This window comes from Brevibacillus sp. YAE8 (genome assembly GCF_057543335.1).
This window is the reverse complement of sequence record NZ_BAAIYG010000046.1, coordinates 1-20,175: the sequence shown is the minus strand read 5'-3', so window position 1 is coordinate 20,175 and position 20,175 is coordinate 1. Positions and strand designations below refer to the sequence as shown.

18 protein-coding genes and 3 pseudogenes are annotated in these 20,175 nt (G+C 55.7%); 16 read left to right on the top strand and 5 right to left on the bottom strand.

Annotated features, from left to right (window positions below; translation table 11 throughout):
• Positions 1-301 precede the first annotated feature (301 nt).
• Positions 302-1,312, top strand: a complete 1,011-nt coding sequence (locus AC27IT_RS26655) for an ATP-binding cassette domain-containing protein (protein ID WP_026557686.1) — start codon at positions 302-304, stop codon at positions 1,310-1,312.
• A 23-nt stretch (positions 1,313-1,335) separates the two neighbouring features.
• Positions 1,336-2,124 carry an ABC transporter permease gene (locus AC27IT_RS26650; protein ID WP_283858861.1) on the top strand — a complete coding sequence of 263 codons (789 nt, stop codon included), beginning with the start codon at positions 1,336-1,338 and terminating at the stop codon, positions 2,122-2,124.
• 293 nt (positions 2,125-2,417) lie between these two features.
• Here AC27IT_RS26650 and AC27IT_RS26645 read toward each other — a convergent pair whose 3' ends face one another.
• Entirely contained in the window at positions 2,418-2,948 is a 531-nt protein-coding gene (locus AC27IT_RS26645) for an ECF transporter S component (protein WP_025844188.1), read from the bottom strand.
• Positions 2,949-3,258: 310 nt separating this feature from the next.
• Here AC27IT_RS26645 and AC27IT_RS26640 point away from each other — a divergent pair, with 310 nt between their 5' ends.
• The 10 genes and pseudogenes from AC27IT_RS26640 (at position 3,259) to AC27IT_RS26595 (ending at position 11,873) form a co-directional block, all read left to right on the top strand.
• Positions 3,259-4,095: an AraC family transcriptional regulator gene (locus AC27IT_RS26640; RefSeq protein WP_025844189.1), complete on the top strand. Its 837-nt coding sequence runs from the start codon at positions 3,259-3,261 to the stop codon at positions 4,093-4,095.
• A 175-nt stretch (positions 4,096-4,270) separates the two neighbouring features.
• Positions 4,271-5,581 carry an NtaA/DmoA family FMN-dependent monooxygenase gene (locus AC27IT_RS26635; RefSeq protein ID WP_221842781.1) on the top strand — a complete coding sequence of 437 codons (1,311 nt, stop codon included), beginning with the start codon at positions 4,271-4,273 and terminating at the stop codon, positions 5,579-5,581.
• 316 nt (positions 5,582-5,897) lie between these two features.
• Positions 5,898-6,299 (top strand): annotated as a pseudogene (locus AC27IT_RS26630) (TetR family transcriptional regulator C-terminal domain-containing protein); the annotation flags it as partial.
• 3 nt (positions 6,300-6,302) lie between these two features.
• Positions 6,303-6,671, top strand: a complete 369-nt coding sequence (locus tag AC27IT_RS26625; protein WP_025844191.1) for a DUF4180 domain-containing protein — start codon at positions 6,303-6,305, stop codon at positions 6,669-6,671.
• Positions 6,672-6,887: pseudogene (locus AC27IT_RS26620) on the top strand (formylglycine-generating enzyme family protein); the annotation flags it as partial.
• Positions 6,888-7,249: 362 nt separating this feature from the next.
• Positions 7,250-8,509 (top strand): tyrosine--tRNA ligase, encoded by a 1,260-nt coding sequence (gene tyrS, locus AC27IT_RS26615; RefSeq protein ID WP_005828299.1) that lies wholly within the window; start codon positions 7,250-7,252, stop codon positions 8,507-8,509.
• A 239-nt stretch (positions 8,510-8,748) separates the two neighbouring features.
• Positions 8,749-9,048 (top strand): hypothetical protein, encoded by a 300-nt coding sequence (locus AC27IT_RS26610; RefSeq protein ID WP_327953866.1) that lies wholly within the window; start codon positions 8,749-8,751, stop codon positions 9,046-9,048.
• The gene (locus AC27IT_RS26605) at positions 8,996-9,634 is read left to right on the top strand and encodes a DUF4253 domain-containing protein (protein ID WP_487092212.1); all 639 of its coding nucleotides are present in this window, start codon (positions 8,996-8,998) and stop codon (positions 9,632-9,634) included. The genes AC27IT_RS26610 and AC27IT_RS26605 overlap by 53 nt, the downstream gene beginning before the upstream one ends.
• A 56-nt stretch (positions 9,635-9,690) precedes the next feature.
• Positions 9,691-10,620 carry an NAD(P)-dependent alcohol dehydrogenase gene (locus AC27IT_RS26600; protein WP_487092211.1) on the top strand — a complete coding sequence of 310 codons (930 nt, stop codon included), beginning with the start codon at positions 9,691-9,693 and terminating at the stop codon, positions 10,618-10,620.
• A 287-nt stretch (positions 10,621-10,907) separates the two neighbouring features.
• Positions 10,908-11,873, top strand: coding sequence for an iron-hydroxamate ABC transporter substrate-binding protein (locus AC27IT_RS26595; protein ID WP_026557692.1), 966 nt, complete (start codon positions 10,908-10,910; stop codon positions 11,871-11,873).
• 231 nt (positions 11,874-12,104) lie between these two features.
• On the opposite strand, the gene AC27IT_RS26590 is transcribed toward AC27IT_RS26595, so the two are convergent.
• The 4 genes from AC27IT_RS26590 to AC27IT_RS26575 form a co-directional block, all read right to left on the bottom strand.
• Entirely contained in the window at positions 12,105-12,962 is an 858-nt protein-coding gene (locus AC27IT_RS26590) for an amidohydrolase family protein (protein WP_487092210.1), read from the bottom strand.
• Entirely contained in the window at positions 12,959-16,078 is a 3,120-nt protein-coding gene (locus tag AC27IT_RS26585) for a GNAT family N-acetyltransferase (protein WP_487092209.1), read from the bottom strand. Before AC27IT_RS26585 ends, AC27IT_RS26590 begins: the two co-directional genes overlap by 4 nt.
• A gap of 256 nt (positions 16,079-16,334) precedes the next feature.
• A complete protein-coding gene (locus tag AC27IT_RS26580) occupies positions 16,335-16,637 on the bottom strand; it encodes an AraC family ligand binding domain-containing protein (RefSeq protein WP_005828285.1) in 303 nt (100 codons plus the stop codon).
• A 66-nt stretch (positions 16,638-16,703) separates the two neighbouring features.
• Positions 16,704-16,952 carry a hypothetical protein gene (locus AC27IT_RS26575; protein WP_340673723.1) on the bottom strand — a complete coding sequence of 83 codons (249 nt, stop codon included), beginning with the start codon at positions 16,950-16,952 and terminating at the stop codon, positions 16,704-16,706.
• Positions 16,953-17,131: 179 nt separating this feature from the next.
• On the opposite strand from AC27IT_RS26575, the gene AC27IT_RS26570 reads away from it, so the two are divergent.
• From AC27IT_RS26570 to AC27IT_RS26555, 4 genes and pseudogenes are all read left to right on the top strand, one after another.
• On the top strand, positions 17,132-17,980 hold the full coding sequence (locus AC27IT_RS26570) for an SDR family NAD(P)-dependent oxidoreductase (RefSeq protein WP_283858869.1): 849 nt from the start codon (positions 17,132-17,134) through the stop codon (positions 17,978-17,980).
• A gap of 2 nt (positions 17,981-17,982) precedes the next feature.
• A complete protein-coding gene (locus AC27IT_RS26565) occupies positions 17,983-19,530 on the top strand; it encodes an AMP-binding protein (RefSeq protein WP_487092208.1) in 1,548 nt (515 codons plus the stop codon).
• Positions 19,475-19,684 carry a hypothetical protein gene (locus AC27IT_RS26560; RefSeq protein WP_327923641.1) on the top strand — a complete coding sequence of 70 codons (210 nt, stop codon included), beginning with the start codon at positions 19,475-19,477 and terminating at the stop codon, positions 19,682-19,684. The genes AC27IT_RS26565 and AC27IT_RS26560 overlap by 56 nt, the downstream gene beginning before the upstream one ends.
• Positions 19,659-19,943 (top strand): annotated as a pseudogene (locus AC27IT_RS26555) (zinc ribbon domain-containing protein); the annotation flags it as partial. The gene AC27IT_RS26560 and the pseudogene AC27IT_RS26555, both read left to right, overlap by 26 nt.
• Between the last annotated feature and the right edge of the window lie 232 nt (positions 19,944-20,175).

The following is a 20,175-nucleotide window of genomic DNA, read 5'->3' as shown; positions in this document are numbered from 1 at the left end:
CCCCTTTTTAGGGGCAGCCCGAGGCAACACGCGGTTGGCAGACTTTCAGTGCGCCTTTAAGGCGCTTGCTTGTAACATGCCCTTATAGGGCTAATGGAAGCCACCGGCTAAGCCGGTGGTTATGACTATTTCCGGAAATATCCATCCCGACCCCGACCCCGACCTCCTCCCCATGCAGGTGTAACAAGCCCCTTTAACCTCCTACAATATAAACTTACCGACCAATTTACATTCAGTTTAAATCCGCACGTTATTGTGTACCTATCACAACACATAAACAAGAGGAGAAGGAGATGCCAAAATGAACGATCAGCACAACACGGAATGGGCAGTCGAAGCGCGGGGGCTTGTCAAAACGTTCGGGGACAATCGCGCTGTAGATGGCGTGGATTTGAAGGTGCGCGCCGGGTCGATTTACGGCGTGCTTGGGCCGAATGGGGCGGGCAAGACGACGACGATTCGCATGTTGGCGACTTTGCTTAGGCCGGATGCCGGGGAGGCGCGAATTTTTGGGTATGATGTGGCAAAAGAATCGCATATCGTCCGGCAGTTGATTGGCGTGACGGGGCAGTACGCCTCGGTGGATGAGTCGCTTAGCGCCACGGAGAACCTTATTATTTTCTCCCGGCTGCTTGGGCTGGGGCGTGCCGAGGCACGGCGCAAGGCTGCGGAGCTGCTGGAGGAGTTTGGGCTGACGGAAGCGGCGAAGCGTCCGCTGAAGCATTTTTCTGGCGGGATGCGCCGCAGGCTGGATTTGGCTGCGAGTTTGATTGCCCAGCCTCCGCTCATTTTTCTCGACGAACCGACGACAGGGCTTGACCCGCGCACGCGGTCGCAGATGTGGGATACGATTCGGCGGCTGGTTGATACAGGATCGACCGTGTTGCTCACTACGCAATATTTGGATGAAGCAGACCAGCTCGCCGACCGGATCGCGGTGATTGACCGCGGGCGGGTCGTGGCAGAAGGGACGGTGGATGAGCTGAAAGCATCGGTCGGGACTTCGGCGCTGCACCTGCGCGTCCAGCATGTGCGGGATATTGCAGATGCCCGGGAAATGGTGGAGCAGGTGCTCAAAGTTCGTTCCAGCGTAACGGCAGAAGCGGGCAAGGTTACGGCGCCAATGGCGGACGCCGATCAAGTGACGGATTTGCTTATTGCGCTGCGGACGCGCGGCATTCCGCTTGCCGAGATTAGCGTGCAGAAGCCGACCTTGGACGAAGTATTTTTGACGATCACGGGGAACGGGGCGAGCGAAAACGCGCCGCAAGCTTCCGTGCAGTCGAACAGAATGGAGGGAGCCAGAGTATGACTAGCGCATCCTGGGGGAAGGACATGGAGCGTCCGTTAAGAAAACGGGCAAGTTTTGGTCAATCGTTGCGCCACTCGCTGACGATGGCCTATCGCGGGCTGTTGAAAATTCGGCGCACGCCGGAGCAACTGTTTGACGTGACGCTGCAGCCTATTCTTTTTACGCTGATGTTTACGTATATTTTTGGCGGTGCGATTTCAGGAAACGTCCAGAACTACTTGCCGATCATTATTCCCGGTATTTTGGTGCAGACCGTCATTGCCACTTCAATCGTCACGGGGGTCCAGCTTCGCGAGGACATGGACAAAGGCGTGTTCGACCGATTCAAGTCATTGCCGATTGCGCGCATCGCGCCGTTGGCCGGAGCGTTGCTAGCCGACACCGTGCGTTATACGATTGCGACAGTGCTCACGTTTGTCATGGGGTATCTCATGGGCTACCAGCCTGGCGGCGGCGTGGGATTCGTCGCGATTGCGGGGCTGCTTGTCATCGCCTGCTCGTGGGCGGTCAGTTGGATTTTTGCCTTCTTTGGCGTCATTGCGCGTACAGCATCAAGCGTGCAGGGGATTTCGATGATCGTGCTGTTTCCGCTCACCTTTCTCTCCAACGCATTTGTTCCGGTTGATACGATGCCGAATTGGCTCCAGTGGTTCGTCAACATCAACCCGATCTCGCATTTGGTCAGCGCCGTCCGCGAGCTGGCCAGTAGCGGCACGATTGGCACAGAGTTCGTGCTTTCGCTCGTGAGCGCTGCCGTCATTGTCGCCATCTTCGCGCCGCTGACGGTCCGTGCCTATATGCGCCGCACATAAATTTTCACTGGTGTTGAAAAAGTAGCTGGAGCAGGGCATCACCCCTCAGGGGAGGGAGCTAGGCTGGCCCAATCGTGGTCAGCTTGCGCTCCAGCACTGCTCCATCCGAAAAAGTTGGAAAAACGCTTGGGTCACTAAGCGTTTTTGTTTTTTGTACAGATAAGAATGGATAAGCTTCTTATCCAGTATAAGCGCAACTAAGGCTGCGCCAATGGCTTGGCGTAGCCAAGTTTTCTACTCGTTACGGCTCGCCTGAGGGCGTCGCGTGCAACGTTTCCTTTGCAAGCTGCGCGTTAGCCTTGTCCGACAATTTTTTTCAGGCGTCCTACCAGCGGCAGCACGATGATTCCGGCCACGATAACCTGGAGGAAGTTCCCCGGAATCGAGCCAAACGGCTGAATCCAGTTGCCGTACAGGATCACTTCCACGAAGTAGTAGCCGACGATTTTAATAAGCAGGGCGACAGCGATCGCTACAGAGTAGGCGAGGACGCGTTTGCCAGGCATTTTTTCCGCGATCAGGCCGGCGACATAGCCCATGGCACCGACGATGACAAACGTAAACGGTGCCCAGGCGGTCCAGCCGGAGATCAGGTCGAACAGGCCCATCCCGAAGGCACCTGCAATCGCCCCTGTTTTTCTGCCGTACACGAAAGCGGCAATGAAAAGAGGCACGTTACCGAGGTGGATCAGGCCGCCGTTGCCCATGATCGGGAGGCGGATGTTGATGAACATGGTGGCTGCAAGGGTAAAAGCGATAAAAAGAGCATGAATCACGAGCATTTTCGTTTTGGATGTAGATCTGGATGAATAGGTTGAATCCATATAACAGCCTCTTTCTTTTTTTCTATTATCATACCCGCAAACAGAGACGAAATAAATATGCTTCCCGCGATTTATTTGGGCAGAGTTATCAGCGGGCACGGAAGTTGCTTGCGGCGTCCTGGCGAAGCTTGCAACAGAGCGATTTTTGTCCGAGGTTGTTATGATAAAATAAAGCATGAAAACGGCCTTGTGGCGTAACGGTGCATCCTGCGGATAGCCTGGCGGCGTGTGCGGGAAACGGTCGGTCGCTTCGCACGAAGGAGAGCGGCCCAAGGGGAAACGAGATGGATAGAAAGCAGGTACAATTTTCATGATCGATGCGGACAAACTAGCAGAACGATTCGCCAAAAGCTCCTACGAGATCGCGAGTGTGCAGCGCCTGGTCATCCAGCCGAAAAGTGTGTTGCGTGATTTCAAGACCGTGGCCTACGGGTTTCTGTTTACCGTTCGCGGCGAAGCGAACATGCATGTAAATGGTACCGCTTACGATTTGCAGCCGGGAACGGTCTTGCATGCGGCTCCCGGCATGATGATGAACTCGCGCGTCATAGGCGAGTCCGAGCTGGAGTACTACCGGGTATTTTACCGCTGGGACGAGTCAGGGGGCAAAAGCGACGCGGAGGCATGCAACGTCCATTTCATGCTTGAGCCCGGAGTGAATCCGCGTTTGCTGGAGCTGCTTATCATGCTGCAACAGAATGCGCAGGCACAGGGGGGCATCGGGAAGCTGCGCCTGAAAGAGCTTTTTTTAAGCATCATGTATCAGGTGCTGGTGAGCTGCAAGCATCGCGAGAGAGGCAGCTCACCGAGCCAGAGGGTGATCGACGAAGCGGTTGCCTACATTCATGGGCATTACATGAACCCGCTGACACTCGACGAGCTGGCCGAGCTGCATGCCATGAGCCCGAAGCGCTTTTCCTACTTTTTCCATAAATATACGGGGTTCCGCCCCATCGACTATGTGATCCATTATCGGATGGAGAGAGCGAGCGAATTGCTGAAAGCAGGGGACTACCCGATCAGCGACATTGCCGTCAGCGTCGGATATGCCAATCCGCTCTACTTCAGCCGCGTGTTTAAAAAGAAATTCGGCATGTCGCCTACCGCCTATAAAGACATGGCAACAAAACAGGCAGCGTCGGATTAGGAAATGATGCATGCCGCTTTTATGATTTGTGCATTTGCTTTTCGCCTGGTCCTTGCTACACTAATTGTCGATAATGATTATCATTGCTAGTTTTAGAGGCCGATTTGCGCATGTCTCTGCTCGGAACGTTTTCGACTCGCAAAACGGCTTTTAAAGCAGGGAAAGGTTGGTACGCATGACTGAAAATAGACAATTGTGTATAGGATTGGCGATCAATGCGACCTGGATGAAAGGCGACGGCTGGCGGCGTCCAGACAGTGGCGTGGAGAAGATGGGCACGATTGACTACTATATTGACTTGGCCAAAATGGCGGAGCGGGCCAAGCTCGACTTTTTGTTCCGGGCAGATTACTTGTTCATCAACCCGCAGATGATGGGGGATTCCGCGAACTTCGGCAGCCCGGACCCGACGATGATGTTCGCCGTCATCGCCCGCGAAACCGAGCGGATCGGGCTGGTTACGACGATCTCGACGACGTTTAACCCGCCGTTTGTGGTGGCGAGACAGCTTCAGTCGCTGCACTGGCTGAGCAATGGACGCGCTGGCTGGAATATTGTCACGTCCATCGAAGGGGCGGAAAACTTCGGGGATGCTCCGATGCCTTCGCCGGAAGAACGATACCGGAAAGCGCGCGAGTTTACGGAAGTCGTCCGCAAGCTGTGGGACAGCTTCCCGCGCGATGCGATCGTCATGGACAAGGAGTCCGGCATTTTTACGGACAGGGACAAGATTACGCCGATTAACCATTCGGGTGAGTTTTTCAGCGTCAAAGGACCGCTTATCCTCCCTGCCCATCCGTCCGGCTCGATTCCGTTCTTTCAGGCGGGAGCGTCGGACATCGGGCGGGATTTTGCCTCGTCATTGGCCGATGCCATTTTTGCGGCCATGCCGGATATCGAATCAGGGGTAGAGCTGCGCAACGACTTGCGCAGACGGGCAGAGGAGCGCGGGCGCAATCCCGATGCGGTGAAGGTTTTGCCCGGCTTGTATTTCTTCCTGGCCGAGACGCGCGAGGAAGCGCAGGAGATGCATAAGGCCGCACACGCCAATTTGAGCACAGAGCGCAGACTGACTTCGCTCAAGTCCGTGCTTGGGATGGACGCAAGCCATCTGGCGCTGGATCAGCGGATCACGGCTGACATGCTGCCTGATCCGGACATGCCCGTGCGCAGCCGGACACATGCGGAGCTGCTGCGCCGCTATATTACGAAGTACGAGCCGACATTGGAAGAGGTGCTGGTGCGCCCGGAAGTGGTCGGATCGGCTCATTGGGTGTCCGTCGGGACCGTCGACGACGTGCTGGCCGATATTATCGCGCGCTACGAAGCGGGAGCGATCGACGGGTTTATCGCCTTGCCTGGCGGTTCGCACAAGTCGATGGAAATCTTTTTTGAACAGTTGATGCCGAAGCTGGTGGAAAAAGGCTTGTTCAAGCGCGAATATACCGGAACCACTTTGCGCGAACATTTGGGAATCCACTCATAGCGTGCGGTGCCGGGGATGAACCTGGCGGGGCCGTTGTCATGCGAGCATGCTCCTTCGCGTGGCAACGGCTGGTTTTGTTTTTCGCGGCAAACGAGGGAAAGAGGCATGGTTTGCGGTTGTCATGCTGTTTTTTTGTGGGCCAAAAAATCGGTGCAGGTAACACCCGGACAATGCGGGCAGGCTCGAGTGTGGCGCATGGCGAGGCAACGCAGTGCAGCGAAGTGGGCTACTGCGGGGATACCGGCTACGGCTGCTTGACGATGGTTTCGGATTTTCTTGCCCGGCTGTTTGCCTTGTGCGGTGTGCCGAGCGCTACTTGCCGCCCTGTCAGGAAGACGGGGAACAAAAAATCAACGTTTCGCAGGTGGATGGAACAGGGCCGATGCATATTCCGTACAGCGATCAGGGCAGGCTGTTCGTGCAGTTTTTTTCCAGGGCAGCGCTCGATCCAAAGCTGCAAGAGGTCGCAGCGAAAAGCTATCAGGCCGACCTCCAGGGCATTGCCAAAATTTTTGCCTATGGAAGCAAGACAGGGCAGACGATGGAGGAAGACGCTCAAAGCGCAGCCTACGGACTGATGGCGATGGTCGTGGGACTGAGCTTTTTCCGGGTGGCAGGCATTGCGCCGCCCCGGGGCGAAGACAATCGGTACATTGGCGAGCAGTATGTGCAAAGGCTTTTTCACTCACAAAAAGCGAATGCTCCCACAGGAGGATAGACGATGAAAATTGCAAAGCAGACCGTTAACGGAGTCGATCTAGCTATCGTCACAAGCGAGGAAGTGGTGGTTGCCGATGTTCAAGCTGCGCTCGACCTGATGGCGACTGTGCGCTATGAAGTCGATTGCGACCGCATCATTTTGCGCAAGTCCATGTTTGCGGAAAGCTTTTTCGATCTGAAAACGCGGCTGGCAGGCGAGATTTTGCAAAAGTTTAGCAACTACAGGATGAAAATGGCGATCGTCGGCGATTTTTCGGCGTACACCAGCAAAAGCTTGCGGGACTTCATCTACGAGTCGAACAACGGCAGCGATTTCTTTTTTGTGCCGACGGAGCAGGAAGCGATAGAAAAGTTGAGCAGAGCCAAATAGCCGAATGCCTGGGGGCTTTACGACATGCTGGGCAATGTGTGGGAATGGTGCTCGGATGTGTACGATGCCGACGTGTACGGCTCCTACCGGATTTTTCGCGGCGGGAGCTGGGCGGAGGAAGCCCGGGGCTGCGGAGCGACGTGCCGCCGCCGCAGTCATCCGACGTTTCGCATTGATGATTTCGGGTTTCGGGTGGCGAGGTCGTTAACCAGTTGACACCGCCCTTCCAATTCACTATACTGTCTGTAATCTTATATGCGACATACGTTGAAAGAGCCCAGTAGCAGCTTGGTCCCTGTCCTAGAAAGCCGGGGGTGGATGGAACCCGGTACACACTAAGCCCGCGAATTACAACTCTGGAGTATCTCGGGTAATGCTGAGCGGAATGGCGAACGATATCTCGCCGAGAGTGGCATGAATGGCATCCGGAAGATGGGGTGACCATTGGTGCAATCTGGGTGGTAACACGGTTATACAATCGTCCCTGTGTCTACAATAGACAAGGGGCGATTTTTTGTTGTCACGCACAACGGTGATTCGGTATAGGAGATCTACGAACCTAAGGGAGTGAATTGGCTGTGAACATTATTGATGAACTCGAATGGCGCGGCGCCATTAACCAACAAACAGACGCCGAAGGGCTTCGTGAATTGACTGAGCAAAAATCGATCTCGTTGTACTGTGGCGTGGACCCGACGGGAGACAGCATGCACATCGGGCACCTGATTCCTTTTATCATGCTGAAACGTTTCCAGCTTGCGGGCCATCGTCCGGTTATTTTGATCGGGGGCGCGACAGGGACGATTGGCGATCCGAGCGGCCGCCAGTCCGAGCGCTCGCTGCAAACGCTGGAGCAGGTGCAGGCGAATGTGGATGCCCTCACCGCACAAATGAAAAAGCTGTTCATCACAGAAGGCGACAACCAGATTCGCCTGGTTAACAACTACGACTGGACGCATAAAATCAACGTGATCGAATTTTTGCGCGATTACGGGAAAAACTTCAGCATCAACGCGATGCTCGCCAAGGATGTCGTGGCAAGCAGACTGGAGAGCGGCATTTCCTTTACCGAGTTTTCCTACCAAATCCTTCAGTCGCTCGACTTCCTGCACCTGTACAGACACGAGGACGTCCAGTTGCAAATCGGCGGCTCCGACCAATGGGGCAACATTACGAGCGGTCTCGATCTGATCCGCAAAAAAGAAGGGCCTGAGGCGAAAGCGTTTGGCCTGACAATCCCGCTCATGCTGAAAGCGGACGGGACGAAGTTCGGGAAAACAGCGGGCGGTGCCGTCTGGCTCGATCCGAACAAAACGACGCCGTTCGAATTTTACCAGTTCTGGGCGAACACCGACGATCGCGACGTCGTGAAATACTTGAAATACTTTACGTTCCTCTCCAAAGAGCAAATCGACGAGCTGGCGGTAAAAGTCGAGACGGAGCCGCATAAACGCGAAGCGCAAAAAATGCTCGCAGAGGAAATGACGCGATTCGTGCACGGCGAAGAGTTGCTGGAGCAGGCCAAACGCATCACAGCCGCCCTGTTCACGGGTGATATCAAATCGCTTACCGCCGATGAGATCGAGCAAGGCTTCAAGGAAATGCCGACCTACGAGGCGACGAAGGAAGCGAAAAACATCGTGGACTGGCTCGTCGAGCTGGGCATCGAGCCATCCAAGCGCCAGGCGCGCGAGGACATTACGAAAGGCGCGATTTCCATGAACGGCGAGCGGGTGAGCGAGCTGGATCTGGAAGTAACGGCTGACCTGGCGATTGGCGGGCGTTTCATCATTATCCGTAAAGGCAAGAAAAACTACAGCCTCGTAAAGCTGTCGTAAAAAATAATCGTATGGCGAAGAAGCTTCCCTCCTAGTTGCGAGGGAAGCTTTTTTGCTGCAGCCGTGTTGCGATCAGCGCTTGGCAAAAGGATTGGCGTGGCCCAAGATTCTTGCGGATCGTTCTACTTTCTCAAGCATAGATAGTGTACGATAAACGTGTGTGGATTATTTTTCCAAGGAAATCAGGGTGAAACAGACAAAGCGCTTCAGGCGTGCCAAAAGAAAAAGAGGTGTCGATCGTGATTGAAGAGTTGGTCCAATATTTGGAAGGGTGCGAAACCGAAGTGGTGGCTGCGGAGGATGTAGCGCTGCCAGCGGGACAGCACAGCATTCTCGTTTTGCCCTGCTACAACTTGCTGGAAATGATGGAGGAGGCATGTGACCAAGCAGAATCGCTGCCTGCCTTCGTAGAGCAGCAGCTTGCGGACGTGCACAGTCTGAGCGCGGAGGACGCATTCCGGCGAATTGTGGAATCTCGTCTCGCCTATGCCGACTTGCAGCGAGCTGATTCGCGAGGAACTTGCGGAAACGAATCCTGAGCCTTTTGACATCGATCAGGCATGGGTGGAGCAGAGAATCGAGGAAGGCGATTCGCTCGTCGTCCTGAACTTGCCGCAGGAGCGCGGATACGAGGCGCCTTTGTGGGTGCCGATGGGCGGCTACAACGAATGTCCGTTGCCTGTTTACCAGTCCGTGATCTTCCGGCATTTTCAGCAGCAGTACGGCGCAAACATTCTCGCTGTGACAGGCGATACGTGGGTACTGCAGGCAAGCAGACGGCCGCAAACGGCAGAAGAAGCGCTGCAACTGGAAAAAGAGCACTTCATTTTTTGCCAGTACGTCCTGGAGGACCAGCCGACACTCGGCCATTACGCCGATTCTTTGCTGAAACAGGATGTGTGGTATTTTTGGTGGGATCAGGAACAGACGTCCTGCTTGCGAAACTGCACGTCCCTAAGCCTCGGCCAAAACAGTCCATCGTCTGTGCCTGATTGCGCGGCTGGACGAAGGGCTGCGCCGCAGGCTGACGTTTGTTTCTGCTTCGGCGGGCTACGGGAAAACAACGCTTGTCAGCGAGTGGCTCGCGGGCAGTTCCGAGCCTGCGGCCTGGCTGTCGCTCGATGAAGGAGAGTAGCTGTTTTGCGCCGACTCACGGCAAATGAAAATACAGGAGGAAGCCCATGAGAGCTATTGTCTGCCCCAAATACGGATCGCCGGATGCCATCGTGTTGCAGGAAGTAGCGAAGCCTGTTCCAAAAGACAAGGAAGTGCTGGTCAAAATTCATGCGACGACAGGTACGTCTGGAGATTGCAGGGGGCGGGCTTTTCGCAGTCCGCTGTTGTACTGGTTGCCGATGCGCCTGTTTTTGGGCTGGACGAAGCCGCGACAACCGATTTTGGGTGTCGAGCTGGCCGGAGAAGTGGAAGCGGTCGGCGATCAGGTCAAGCGCTTCAAGCCGGGGGAGCGGGTGTACGCGCTGAGCGGGATGCGCTTTGGCGCACATGCCGAGTACGTCTGTCTGCGAGAAGACGCCGTGATCGCGCACATGCCCGGGAATGTAGCCTTCGAAGAGGCCGCCGCTGTGCCTTTTGGGGGGACGACAGCCCTGCATTTTTTTCGCAAAGGAAAGCTGCAGCGCGGGCAACGCGTCCTCGTTTACGGAGCGTCCGGGGCGGTAGGGACGGCGGCCGTGCAGCTTGCCAAATACTTCGGGGCGAACGTGACCGCGGTGTGCAGCGGCGTCAATTTTGCGCTGGTCAAGTCGCTCGGGGCCGATGAAGCGATTGATTATACAAAAGAAGATTTCGCGCGTACAGGCAAGCAGTACGATCTCATTTTCGACGCCGTCGGAAAAAGCTCGAAAGCCCGTTGCCAGCAGGCGCTCGCGCCAAACGGCAAGTTCATCACCGTAGATGGGCAAGGGGTGGCAAAAGAGCGGGCGGAAGACTTGCAATTTCTCGCGGAGCTGATGGCGTCAGGGCAGTTCCAAGCGGTGATCGACAGGCGCTATTCGTTGGCACAGGTTCCGGAAGCCCATTGGTACGTAGAACAAGGGCATAAAAAAGGCAATGTCGTCAGTACAGTGCAGCACGGTCAGGAAGGCGGATAAAACGGCTGAATGGCCGTTTTTTTGTGGGAAAATGATTCGGACGCCATGGCCGCGTGCAGGCAAGGAAAGCAATGCAATGCAATGCTTCGTCCGACAGACGGGCAGCGCTCGCGGATTGGCTGCTGCCGCAATCTGCAAACGCTGACAAAATCAAGCTTGCCGAGTTGTCAGATCGAGTCTTGCTCCATATTGACAGGGAATAGAGAACTGTTTATAGTATGTAATGGTTCGGAAATGATTATCATTATCAATTGTTGGTTTTCATCTGTCAAAAAGGAGAATGCAACATGAAAAAGTGGCTCACCTCTATCATGATGTCGCTCGTACTGCTGCTGAGCGCCTGCGGCAATGCATCGGTGCCAACGGAGAACGCTGCTGGTGGCAACGCAGCAAAGCAGGAAGCGAAAACAGAAGCAAAACCGGAAGCCGAAGCGAAGCCGGAGACGATTACGTATCAGTCGGAGAACGGACCGATCGAGGTTCCTGCGAGTCCTAAGCGAATTGTCGGTTTGACCAATGCGCCGAACGTTCTTGCTTTGGGCGGAACACTGGTCGGGGTCGACGAATGGACGAAAAAGAACCCGTTGTTCGCGGATAAGGTAAAAGATGTCGAAACGGTATCCGATGAAACGATGGAAAAAATTCTCGCCCTCCAGCCCGACCTGATTATTGCCGGGTCGTGGATGAAAAACTTGGATAAATTGAAGGAGATCGCGCCAACGGTCGTCTATACGTGGGGCAAGCTGGACTATTTGGCGCAGCAGCGCGAGATCGGCAAGCTGCTGAACAAGGAACAGGAAGCGCAAGCGTGGATTGATGATTTCACGAAGCGCGCGCAAGCGGCCGGCGAAGAAATCAAGGCGAAAATCGGCAAGGACAAAACCGTGTCCGTCTTTGAGCACGACGCAAAAGACTTTTATGTCTTCGGAAACAACTGGGCTCGCGGAACCGAGATTCTTTACCAGGCAATGGGCCTCGCCATGCCGGAAAAAGTGAAGAAGGACGCCCTCGGCCCGGGCTACTACATGCTTTCCCTGGAAGTGATTCCGGAGTATGCCGGAGACTACATCGTACTCAGCCAGCGCAAAGGCGGCGAAAATGCGTTCCTGAACTCTGAGACGTGGAAAAAGATTCCTGCTGTGAAAAACAACCATGTGATCGTCATCGACACGGAGGCATCTACCTACAGTGACCCGATTACGTTGGAGTACTTGCTGAACATTTTTAAGGAAGGTTTTTTGGGCAAGCAATAACCGCTTATAAAAAATACAGACAGGCCAGGAGAGACGCGCTAAAAATACGAAAACGCTTAGGGAACCGTTCAATCCCAAGCGTTTTTCTTTTTGTTTGGCGACCTGTGCGGGATGGAAGTATGTAAACCGTTTTTCCGCCAAGTTGACAGTAAAAACCCCACGGGCTCACGGGCAAACTGCCACGTGACACAGCATGGGGCTTGTAGTTATTCCAACTATCAACCTTCCAGTTTACTCAACAATCGCCCTGATTTTCGGAAACACCTTCAACGCCGTCTTATAAAACACATCCTCATGATACTCCGCCGGGATCAGCTCCTGCACGAACTGGATGTACGACTTCACGGGCGCGAGCGGCCAGTCGGTGCCGAACAGGAACTTTTCGTAATGGTCGCAGTAGGTGATCGCGTGGCGCAGGTGGGCGAAGAACAGCGGCGACTCGGCCAGTCTGCGGCAGTTGGCGGCGTCACCGACCATCAGGCCGGAGAGGTCGGCAAACATGTTGCGGTTTTTGTACACGACTTCTGCGCCATCCAGCACCCAAGGATCGCCGAAATGCGCCATCAAGAAGTTCACGTCCCGATGCTTCACGGCTACTTCGTCGAGCGTGAGCGGGTGGGAGTATTTGAGCAGGCCGCGCTCCGAGTACGTATCGCCCGTATGAAAAACAACCGGTACCCCGTATTTGGCCGCAAGCGCGTAGACCGGATCGTAGACGCTGTCGTAAGCGTAGAATGGATAGTAGCCCAAATAGATTTTCAAGCCGACGGCCTGCGGCTTTTGCAGTTCGGCTTCCAGGCGGGCGACTGCCGCCTCGTCCAGATGGTACGGATTGATCCCGAGGCAGTAGACGAGCTGTGGCGGCAACTCGTCTGTCAGGTCGAGGCCCATCGGTGTTGCCGCCTCCGGGTCGGGAAAGCCGTTCTTTTGCGTCTCGGTCAGGCCCATGCCGATGCCGAGCACGACGCCGTTTTCCGCGTATTCCTGCAAAATGCCCTGGACGAAGTAGTCGACGAACGACTTTTCGGCCGCTGTGCGCTTGAATTCTTCGATGTGGGACAGATGCATGTGGGCATCAATAATTTTCATCGTGAAATCCTCCCTTTGGTTTCGCTGGCAAACCGGATGGCGCGCAAGGCCGACAGCGAATCGGCTGGCAGCGGCTCGTCCGCAAACAGGAAAAAGACAGGGGCGGTAAAGGTTGTTCGGTCATGCGGCAGGTTCAGCTTGTGCGAGAGGGAGGCGAGGGCGATTTCTTTGTTGGCGTAGAGGTCGATGTCTGCCGTCTCCAGGTCCGTGACGATTTGCAGCTTTTCCTTGCGCGACGGGCTGCCAAACGTATAGTCTGACGCTTCGTAGGCGAACAGTTCCCCTTGGCCCAGCTTGTAGTGCAGCTTCTCGCCATGCTTTCCTGCCGTGTTCAGCCACAGTGGGCCTGTAGCAGTTTCGGTTTGCAAAAAGATTTCTGTCGTCCAATCTTTGTTCGCAAAGTACGTCCCCGTATGCTGCACGATCTCGACAGTATGGCAGAGCAGCGGGACGCCAGGCATGAGCAGGAAATATTGATGGCAGGTGAGGCCGCGATATGTTTCCTGCTTTTTTACGTGGTAGCTCAGCCTGATCCCTTGCCAGACGTTTTGCTTGTTGTCGGTCAGTTGGGCGAAGCAGGCAGACCGCTCTTCCTTGACCAGCGAAAACGCACTCAGCTCCTCGACGTGGTTGCTGATGCCGCCTGTCCACGGATTCCACCACGACTTCGGCTGGCGCTCGGGGAAGGAGCTGGCCAGCCACTCCTGCCCTCCGGCGGTGAGCGAATAGAGCGCCGGAGCGAAGTCCGGGGCGGCTTTGATGCGGATAAAGCCGTTGTCCGCGACGTACACCTGTTGTCCCGCTTCCTCGGTCGTCTCCTGGGCAATCTCGCCTTGGCCGATGGGGAAGATCGCGCTCTGCAAGCGAGCGTCGTGGGTGGCGAAGCGTCCGTCTACGAGCACGAGGTCAGGCGAGCCTGTCGGCGCAGCGAGCGAAAAGCGCGATTCTGTCGCTTCCGCCTCTTCCGTGTAGCGGTGGGCCTGTTTTCCGGCAGGCGCGCTTTGCAGCGAGGCAGTCAGCTCGCCCTCCAAATATTGCTGTTTGTACTCTTTGACCTGTACCTGCACTTCTTTTCCTGCGACAAACGGGTTGTGATCGTTGGCGACAAGCTCCAGATGTGGCGTCAGGGACAAGTTTGCTGATGGCAAAGCTTCTTTTTGCGCAAAGGCGCGGAAGTCTTTCCAGTCCGCATACGCACCGTGCGTCATGTGGATCGGGCCGAACGTCTTTTTGTCGTGCGGCTCCAGGCTGCCAAGGCACGTCTCCAGCGTGAGCTGCCGGACCTGGAAGTCGATCCGGTATTCCTTCGGCCAGCACATGCCCCACGGAACTGCTTCCTCCCGCGAAAACAGCCAGTTTTCGCTGACGAGCTTGCCGTCCCAGTAGTCCAAATCGCTGCCGTAGGAGGAAGGCACTTCGACATAGCGGCCTTGATACGGCAAAACGGGGCGGTGCAGCGTATGGGAAAAGCCTTGGATCAGCCACAGCTCCGCCGCCATTTTTTCGGCAGAGCGGTTTTCCAGTTCCAGCAAGTGTTCGACGGAGCCGTCTCCGAACAGCAGCGTCTTTTCCACCAGGACAAGTCCGGGGTAACTGCCGGAGTGATACGTGGCGTGAATCCCGATCGCTCCTTTTTCCGCGACAAACTCGACCTGCTCGGCGCGCTTTTTGGAAAACTCGCTGGAATACGGCTTGCCAAGCTTCGGATAGGCGATGTAGCTCGGTTCGCCGCCATTTGCGCCGACGATGGTCAGCTCGTTGTCGTCCTTGGTCAAAAACAGCGAGTGGCGGCCGTGGTGCACTTGCCAGGTTTGTTCCGTCTCGCCCGCGAGCATGGCGCCAAGGCCAGTGAAGGCAGCCCCGAGCTTTTTCACAAACGAGACTGTACTGCCGTCTGCAAGCTGCGCCTGTACACGAACGTCCGCTTCGTAAAAGCCGTGTTGCAGCAAATCGGCCGCAAGCGGCAGCGAGGTGCGCTCCTTGCCTGCCAGCGTCAGCGTGAATTGCTGTTCTTGGAAGCGCAAAAACGGCGCTTCCGGAAGCGTGAACGAAAACTGCGCTTCTTCGGCAAAGTTGTTTTCCACATCGAGATAAAACGGTGCGGTCTGTCCAGGATAGGACAAGCCGGGGACGTGCAAGGAGAGGGAAGCGGGAAACTTGGGCAAGATTCCGACCTGGAACAAGGCGCGCCTGCCGTTAATCAGGACGTGCGTGCAGACTCGCGGGTGCGTGCGCCAGACGCTTTGTTCCTCTGTAATCTCTCCGACAAAAAAGCTGGCGGACAGCGTCGTCTCGCCCGTCACTTCCAGTTCTTGGCGATAGTCAAAGCGAATGTTTTCGTCCGACTCTCCTGTCAAAGAGAGCTGCAACGGCTTGCCTGATTTGTTGACGATCCGGTAGCGAATCTGGTACGTGCGGCCGAAGACCAGCTCCAGTTGCTCCACTTCGGCAGCGAGCAAGTAATCTTCCGTTTCGATCAGCCGCATGCCGCGCCCGCGCCGTTCAAACTCTACGCGCAGGCTTTTTTCGCCTTTCGTCCAGGAGTAGGTGAAGTAGTCGAAGCCGTTTTCTTTCCGACCGTCCGGCTCGACGACAATCTCCCGGGCAGAGTCCCGATACCAGTCGAGTTCCTCGAAGTAGTGCGCGATGGCTTCCGTCCGCAGCACAGTGGGCATCATGTTCATCAAATGCGTGCTATCGTCGCGGTCTTCCCAGAAAAAACCGAACTTTTTATACAGGGGGACAGCCTTCGTGTTGCCCGCCCATGTGTAGAGATCAAGCCGCGGCCAGCCGAGTTCGACGGTCTTGTCCAGTGCGCGGGCAAGCAGCAGGCGTCCTACCTTTTTGCCGTGGTATTCCGGCCGGACGTTGAGCAGGGGGATGTAGAGGGCGCCGGTATCTTCGCGGTACTCGGCGAGGCTGCAATAGCCCACGACGGTTTCGCCGTCCAGCGCCAGGTAGACAGCGAGCGCATCGGAGTGAGCTTCCTCCTGTCTGATCTGTTCCGCTGTCGTGATTGAATTTCCGCCTCCCCAACTGTCCCGACTGGCGTTCCACATGTCCGCGACGGCCGCGGCCAGCTCGGGACGGTAAAGGACGATAGAGATAGATTCCATGATTGCCTGCACCTCGATCTCATTGTCAGATTTTGTATAGTAATAGAGAGACGATTGAGGGAGAGGTTCGGTTTCTTGTTTTCGCGCCTTTTTCGCAGGCGGGGAGAGTGGGCAAGGAGAAAAAGCGAGACGGAATGTACGATGGAAAGCCGGTATCGCAGAAACACGAGACCGGCTTCGTCCAGGCGTGGCTTGGCGGCGGGTGGAACTTACACGGGTTGCGGCAAGCTCCGCCGCTGGCATGGCGCTTTTATGACTAGCGTTCAATCCGGATGACTACCATCTCTACATCTTCGTCCAGAGCGCGCACGCTATGCTTTTCCAGAGGGGGCATGTGCAAAAGCGTCTGCGGAGTCAGCTCCACCTGTTTGCCGGAAAAGTCGAACACGGCTGTGCCCTTTTGCACGATAATGAGCACGTCTGCATCCGTATCGTGTTCCGGGACGAACGCTCCGGCGCGCAACTGCAACTGCAAGACTTTTGTCCGCTCAAATCCCATCAGCGCCCCGATGTGCTTAGGTGCCGACTCCAAATGGTTGTTCAGGTCATAGGTTTGCATGATTGATCTACTCCTCATTGTTCCAACGTAAAATAAATTTTCGCAGCGGGGATATGACAGCGTAGTTCAGCAGGGGATGATGAACATGCTGACGAGCGTCCAGGTGAGTACTTTGGCCGTGTCGATGCTGCGCCAGCCGTCTGCCGTGTTCAAATAGGTACCGGGAAACATCAGCACAGCCACGACAAACACCGGGACCATGGAGCCTGTGCCGAACCAGACCATCGCCAGGACGACGACGATGATCGCTGTGAACACGAAAAAATGAGAACAGGAACACGAGCGCCAACTGACTCGTCGCAATCTTGACGGCATCAGCCCTTTCATGCGGTTTTGGTGGTAGGGAAGATGAATACGAGTCAAGTATAAGCCATTTTTTCGGCGATACATTGTGACCAAGATCACAGTGGACAAAACAGATCGTTCTTGTTTCCCGGGGCAGAGTCGAGGAAAATAAGGAGAAATCTACTACTTGCCAAAAAAGGGTCATGCCGATGCATACGTACAGTCTTTTGGAAAAACTGCTGTTTTGGCCAGCCGCTCTGGATGAAAAAAAGCTGGCACGCTCGCTTGCAGGCAAGACGATCCTCATTACAGGGGCAAGCTCCGGGATTGGCGAGCAGCTCGCATATTTGTTGGGGCGCTGCGAGGTGCAGTTGCTGCTGGTGGCGAGAAGAGAGGAAAAGCTTCGCCAGCTCAAGCGGGAAATCGAGCAGCACGGAACGGCTGCAGTCAGCGTTTTCGGGGCGGATTTGCGCGAGCCGCTTGAACTGGAGTCGTTTCTCGCCTGGGTGTGCGAGCAGGCAGACACGATAAATATCGTGGTCAGCAACGCGGGCTTGTCCATCAGGCGTTCGATCATGGACTCGCTCGACCGCCACCACGATTTTACGCGCACGATGGCGATCAATTACTTCGCCCCGGTCAGGCTGCTGCTGTCTCTTCTGCCGCAGCTTGCCAGAAGCAACGGACAAATCATCCATATCTCGACGATCAACACGTCGCTAGTTCCGCTGCCGTACTGGGCGGCGTACCAAGCTTCGAAGGCAGCCTTTGACACGTGGTTTCGCTCGGCGGCACCGGAGTGGAACGCGCGAGGAATCGCCACGACTGCGATTTATTTTCCGCTGGTAAAAACGCCGATGATCGCGCCGACTGCCGCCTACCGCAGCATGCCCGCCATGAGCGCGGAGCACGCCGCCCGGGTCATCGCCAAATCCATGTGCACGAGACGAAAAAGCTGGCGGCCGTGGTGGCTTTTGTTCGGGGAGCTGGCCTCGGTGTTGGGCAGAGGACTGTGGGAGCGCCTCACTCCGCGCTGGCTGCGAAAAAAGGGGGGATGACGGTGCGGATCGCGTTTTTGCTTGCGACGCTGTACAAAATGAAGCTGTTGACGCCAGCAGGAATCGGCAGGCTGCTCGCCGCCGTCTGCCGATACGGAACCAACCTGATGACGCTGTTGCAGGTCGCGCAGCGCACGTACGGCCAAAAGATTGCCCTGGCCGACGAACGGGAAGCCGTCAGCTTTCGGCAGTTGTGGTGCGACTCCGAACGCCTCGCCTGGGCGTTCAGGGAGAAATACGGGCTTGCCCGCGGCAAAAAGGTCGGATTGTTATGCCAAAACCACATGGCGCTGGTGAAAGCGATTTTCGCCGCTTCCGGCACGGGGTGCGACATTTATTTGCTCAATCCGGAGATGAGCGCAAGGCAGCTCGCGCAACTGCTGGACGAGACGAAGCTCGACCTGCTCGTCCACGACGCCAACGGGACGGCCCGCATTGAGCAGGCGGCGCACAGGACCGTGCGGCTGCACAGCTACTACGACCAGTTGCCCGCCATCAATCGGCTGCTGCACGAGTGGCATGGAACGGCTGCCGCCACTCCAAAATCGCCAAAGCGGGCATCTGCCGGGCGCATCATGCTGTTGACAGGAGGGACGACGGGGCAGCCGAAAAAAGTCGCGCACAAGCCGTCGCTGTTCCGCTATTTGCCGCCGTTTTTGGCGCTGCTGACGCGGCTTCGGCTGCTGCGCTGCCATACTGCTTATGTAGCTACGCCCATCTGCCACGGATACGGGCTGGCGATCTTGCTCTTGTTCCTTGCGCTGGGCAAAAAAGTCGTGATAACGCCCGGCTTCGACGCCGCCAACGCCTGTGCGCTGATCGAAAAGCACAAGGTCGACGCCGTGACGGTCGTTCCGCTCATGCTGAGAAAAATGCTGCGGCACAACGCGAGCGCCTTGCAGTCTCTCGCTTGCATCGCTTCTGGCGGCGCGCCGCTAACGCCCGCACTTGCCGCCGAAGTGTCCGGCCAATTGGGAGCGGTCTTGTTCAACCTGTACGGAACTTCCGAAGCGGGCCTTTGTGCCGTCGCAACTCCGCAAGACCTGGCGTCCGCACCGCACACCATCGGCAAAAAAATCGGCGGTGTCGGCTTGCACGTCCGGGGAAGGGACAGGCAAAAGCTCGCGGCAGGCGAGATCGGGCAGCTTTGCGTGCGAAGGCGGGGAGCGCTTTTTTCCACCCGGACCGGATGGGTCGAGACAGGGGATCTGGGCTATCGGGATGAGCGCGGGTATTATTTTTTATGCGGAAGGACAGACGACATGGTCGTATCCGGCGGAGAAAATGTGTATCCGATCGAGCTGGAGCGCATTTTGGCCGAGCATCCGGGCGTAGAGGACGCGGCTGTGGTGGGCATTCCCGACGAAGCGTTTGGGCAAAGGCTGAAAGCGTTCGTGCAGCCTGCGAGCTATGCCGGGCTGACCGAGGAAGCTGTGCTGGACTGGCTGCGCCCGCGAGTCGCCAGGTATCAGTTGCCAAAAGAGATTGTGTTCGTTGACAGCATCGCCTACACCGACCTGGGCAAGCCCGACCGGAAGCAGCTTGTATAAAGACAACGACACATCCGCATGCAGAGAGAAATACGGACTTGTCCGCGGCAAAAAGGTCGGCTTTCTATGCCAAAACCACATGGCGCTGGTGAAAGCGATTTTCGCCGCTTCCGGCCATTCACCCCTATCAAAAGACGGCAAGAACAAGCCGTAAAAACGAAAAGAATCTGCATACTTGGTCATTTTATCGCCTGTCTCAGTTCATTGAATATAAAGCGAATTTAGTTGGTATTAGAGTTGAGCATGTGAATCCTGCATACACAAGTCAGACATGCCCTAAATGCTCTGAGAAGAATAAGGCACAAGACCGTAAGTATAAATGCAAATGTGGATTCGAAAAACATCGTGATTTAGTCGGTGCTATGAACATTCGATATGCACCTGTGATTGATGGTAACAGTCAATCAGCCTAAGATGCTATATGCACTGTCTTAGGAGGGGCAATGAGATGCCCTCATCTTGAAGGCTGTTCAAAACAGAAATGGACTGCGAACGCTTAGTCATTCAAGAATCCCACCGGGACTGTAAAATATTTTGTGTAAACTCTCATTCCACATTCCATTACAATGAAACAAAGTGAGGTTGAGAGAACACATGGGACTCATTCCAAAAGACCAGCTGCGCCAACTTATCAAAGAACACAAC

Excerpts from the sequence above, each read along its gene's own strand:
- AC27IT_RS26655 (WP_026557686.1), top strand. The coding sequence starts at position 302 with ATGAACGATCAGCACAACACGGAATGGGCAGTCGAAGCGCGGGGGCTT.
- AC27IT_RS26650 (WP_283858861.1), top strand. The coding sequence starts at position 1,336 with ATGGAGCGTCCGTTAAGAAAACGGGCAAGTTTTGGTCAATCGTTGCGC.
- AC27IT_RS26645 (WP_025844188.1), bottom strand. The coding sequence starts at position 2,948 with ATGGATTCAACCTATTCATCCAGATCTACATCCAAAACGAAAATGCTC.
- AC27IT_RS26640 (WP_025844189.1), top strand. The coding sequence starts at position 3,259 with ATGATCGATGCGGACAAACTAGCAGAACGATTCGCCAAAAGCTCCTAC.
- AC27IT_RS26635 (WP_221842781.1), top strand. The coding sequence starts at position 4,271 with ATGACTGAAAATAGACAATTGTGTATAGGATTGGCGATCAATGCGACC.
- AC27IT_RS26625 (WP_025844191.1), top strand. The coding sequence starts at position 6,303 with ATGAAAATTGCAAAGCAGACCGTTAACGGAGTCGATCTAGCTATCGTC.
- AC27IT_RS26605 (WP_487092212.1), top strand. The coding sequence starts at position 8,996 with ATGCCGACTTGCAGCGAGCTGATTCGCGAGGAACTTGCGGAAACGAAT.
- AC27IT_RS26600 (WP_487092211.1), top strand. The coding sequence starts at position 9,691 with ATGAGAGCTATTGTCTGCCCCAAATACGGATCGCCGGATGCCATCGTG.
- AC27IT_RS26595 (WP_026557692.1), top strand. The coding sequence starts at position 10,908 with ATGAAAAAGTGGCTCACCTCTATCATGATGTCGCTCGTACTGCTGCTG.
- AC27IT_RS26590 (WP_487092210.1), bottom strand. The coding sequence starts at position 12,962 with ATGAAAATTATTGATGCCCACATGCATCTGTCCCACATCGAAGAATTC.
- AC27IT_RS26585 (WP_487092209.1), bottom strand. The coding sequence starts at position 16,078 with ATGGAATCTATCTCTATCGTCCTTTACCGTCCCGAGCTGGCCGCGGCC.
- AC27IT_RS26580 (WP_005828285.1), bottom strand. The coding sequence starts at position 16,637 with ATGCAAACCTATGACCTGAACAACCATTTGGAGTCGGCACCTAAGCAC.
- AC27IT_RS26575 (WP_340673723.1), bottom strand. The coding sequence starts at position 16,952 with ATGCCGTCAAGATTGCGACGAGTCAGTTGGCGCTCGTGTTCCTGTTCT.
- AC27IT_RS26570 (WP_283858869.1), top strand. The coding sequence starts at position 17,132 with ATGCATACGTACAGTCTTTTGGAAAAACTGCTGTTTTGGCCAGCCGCT.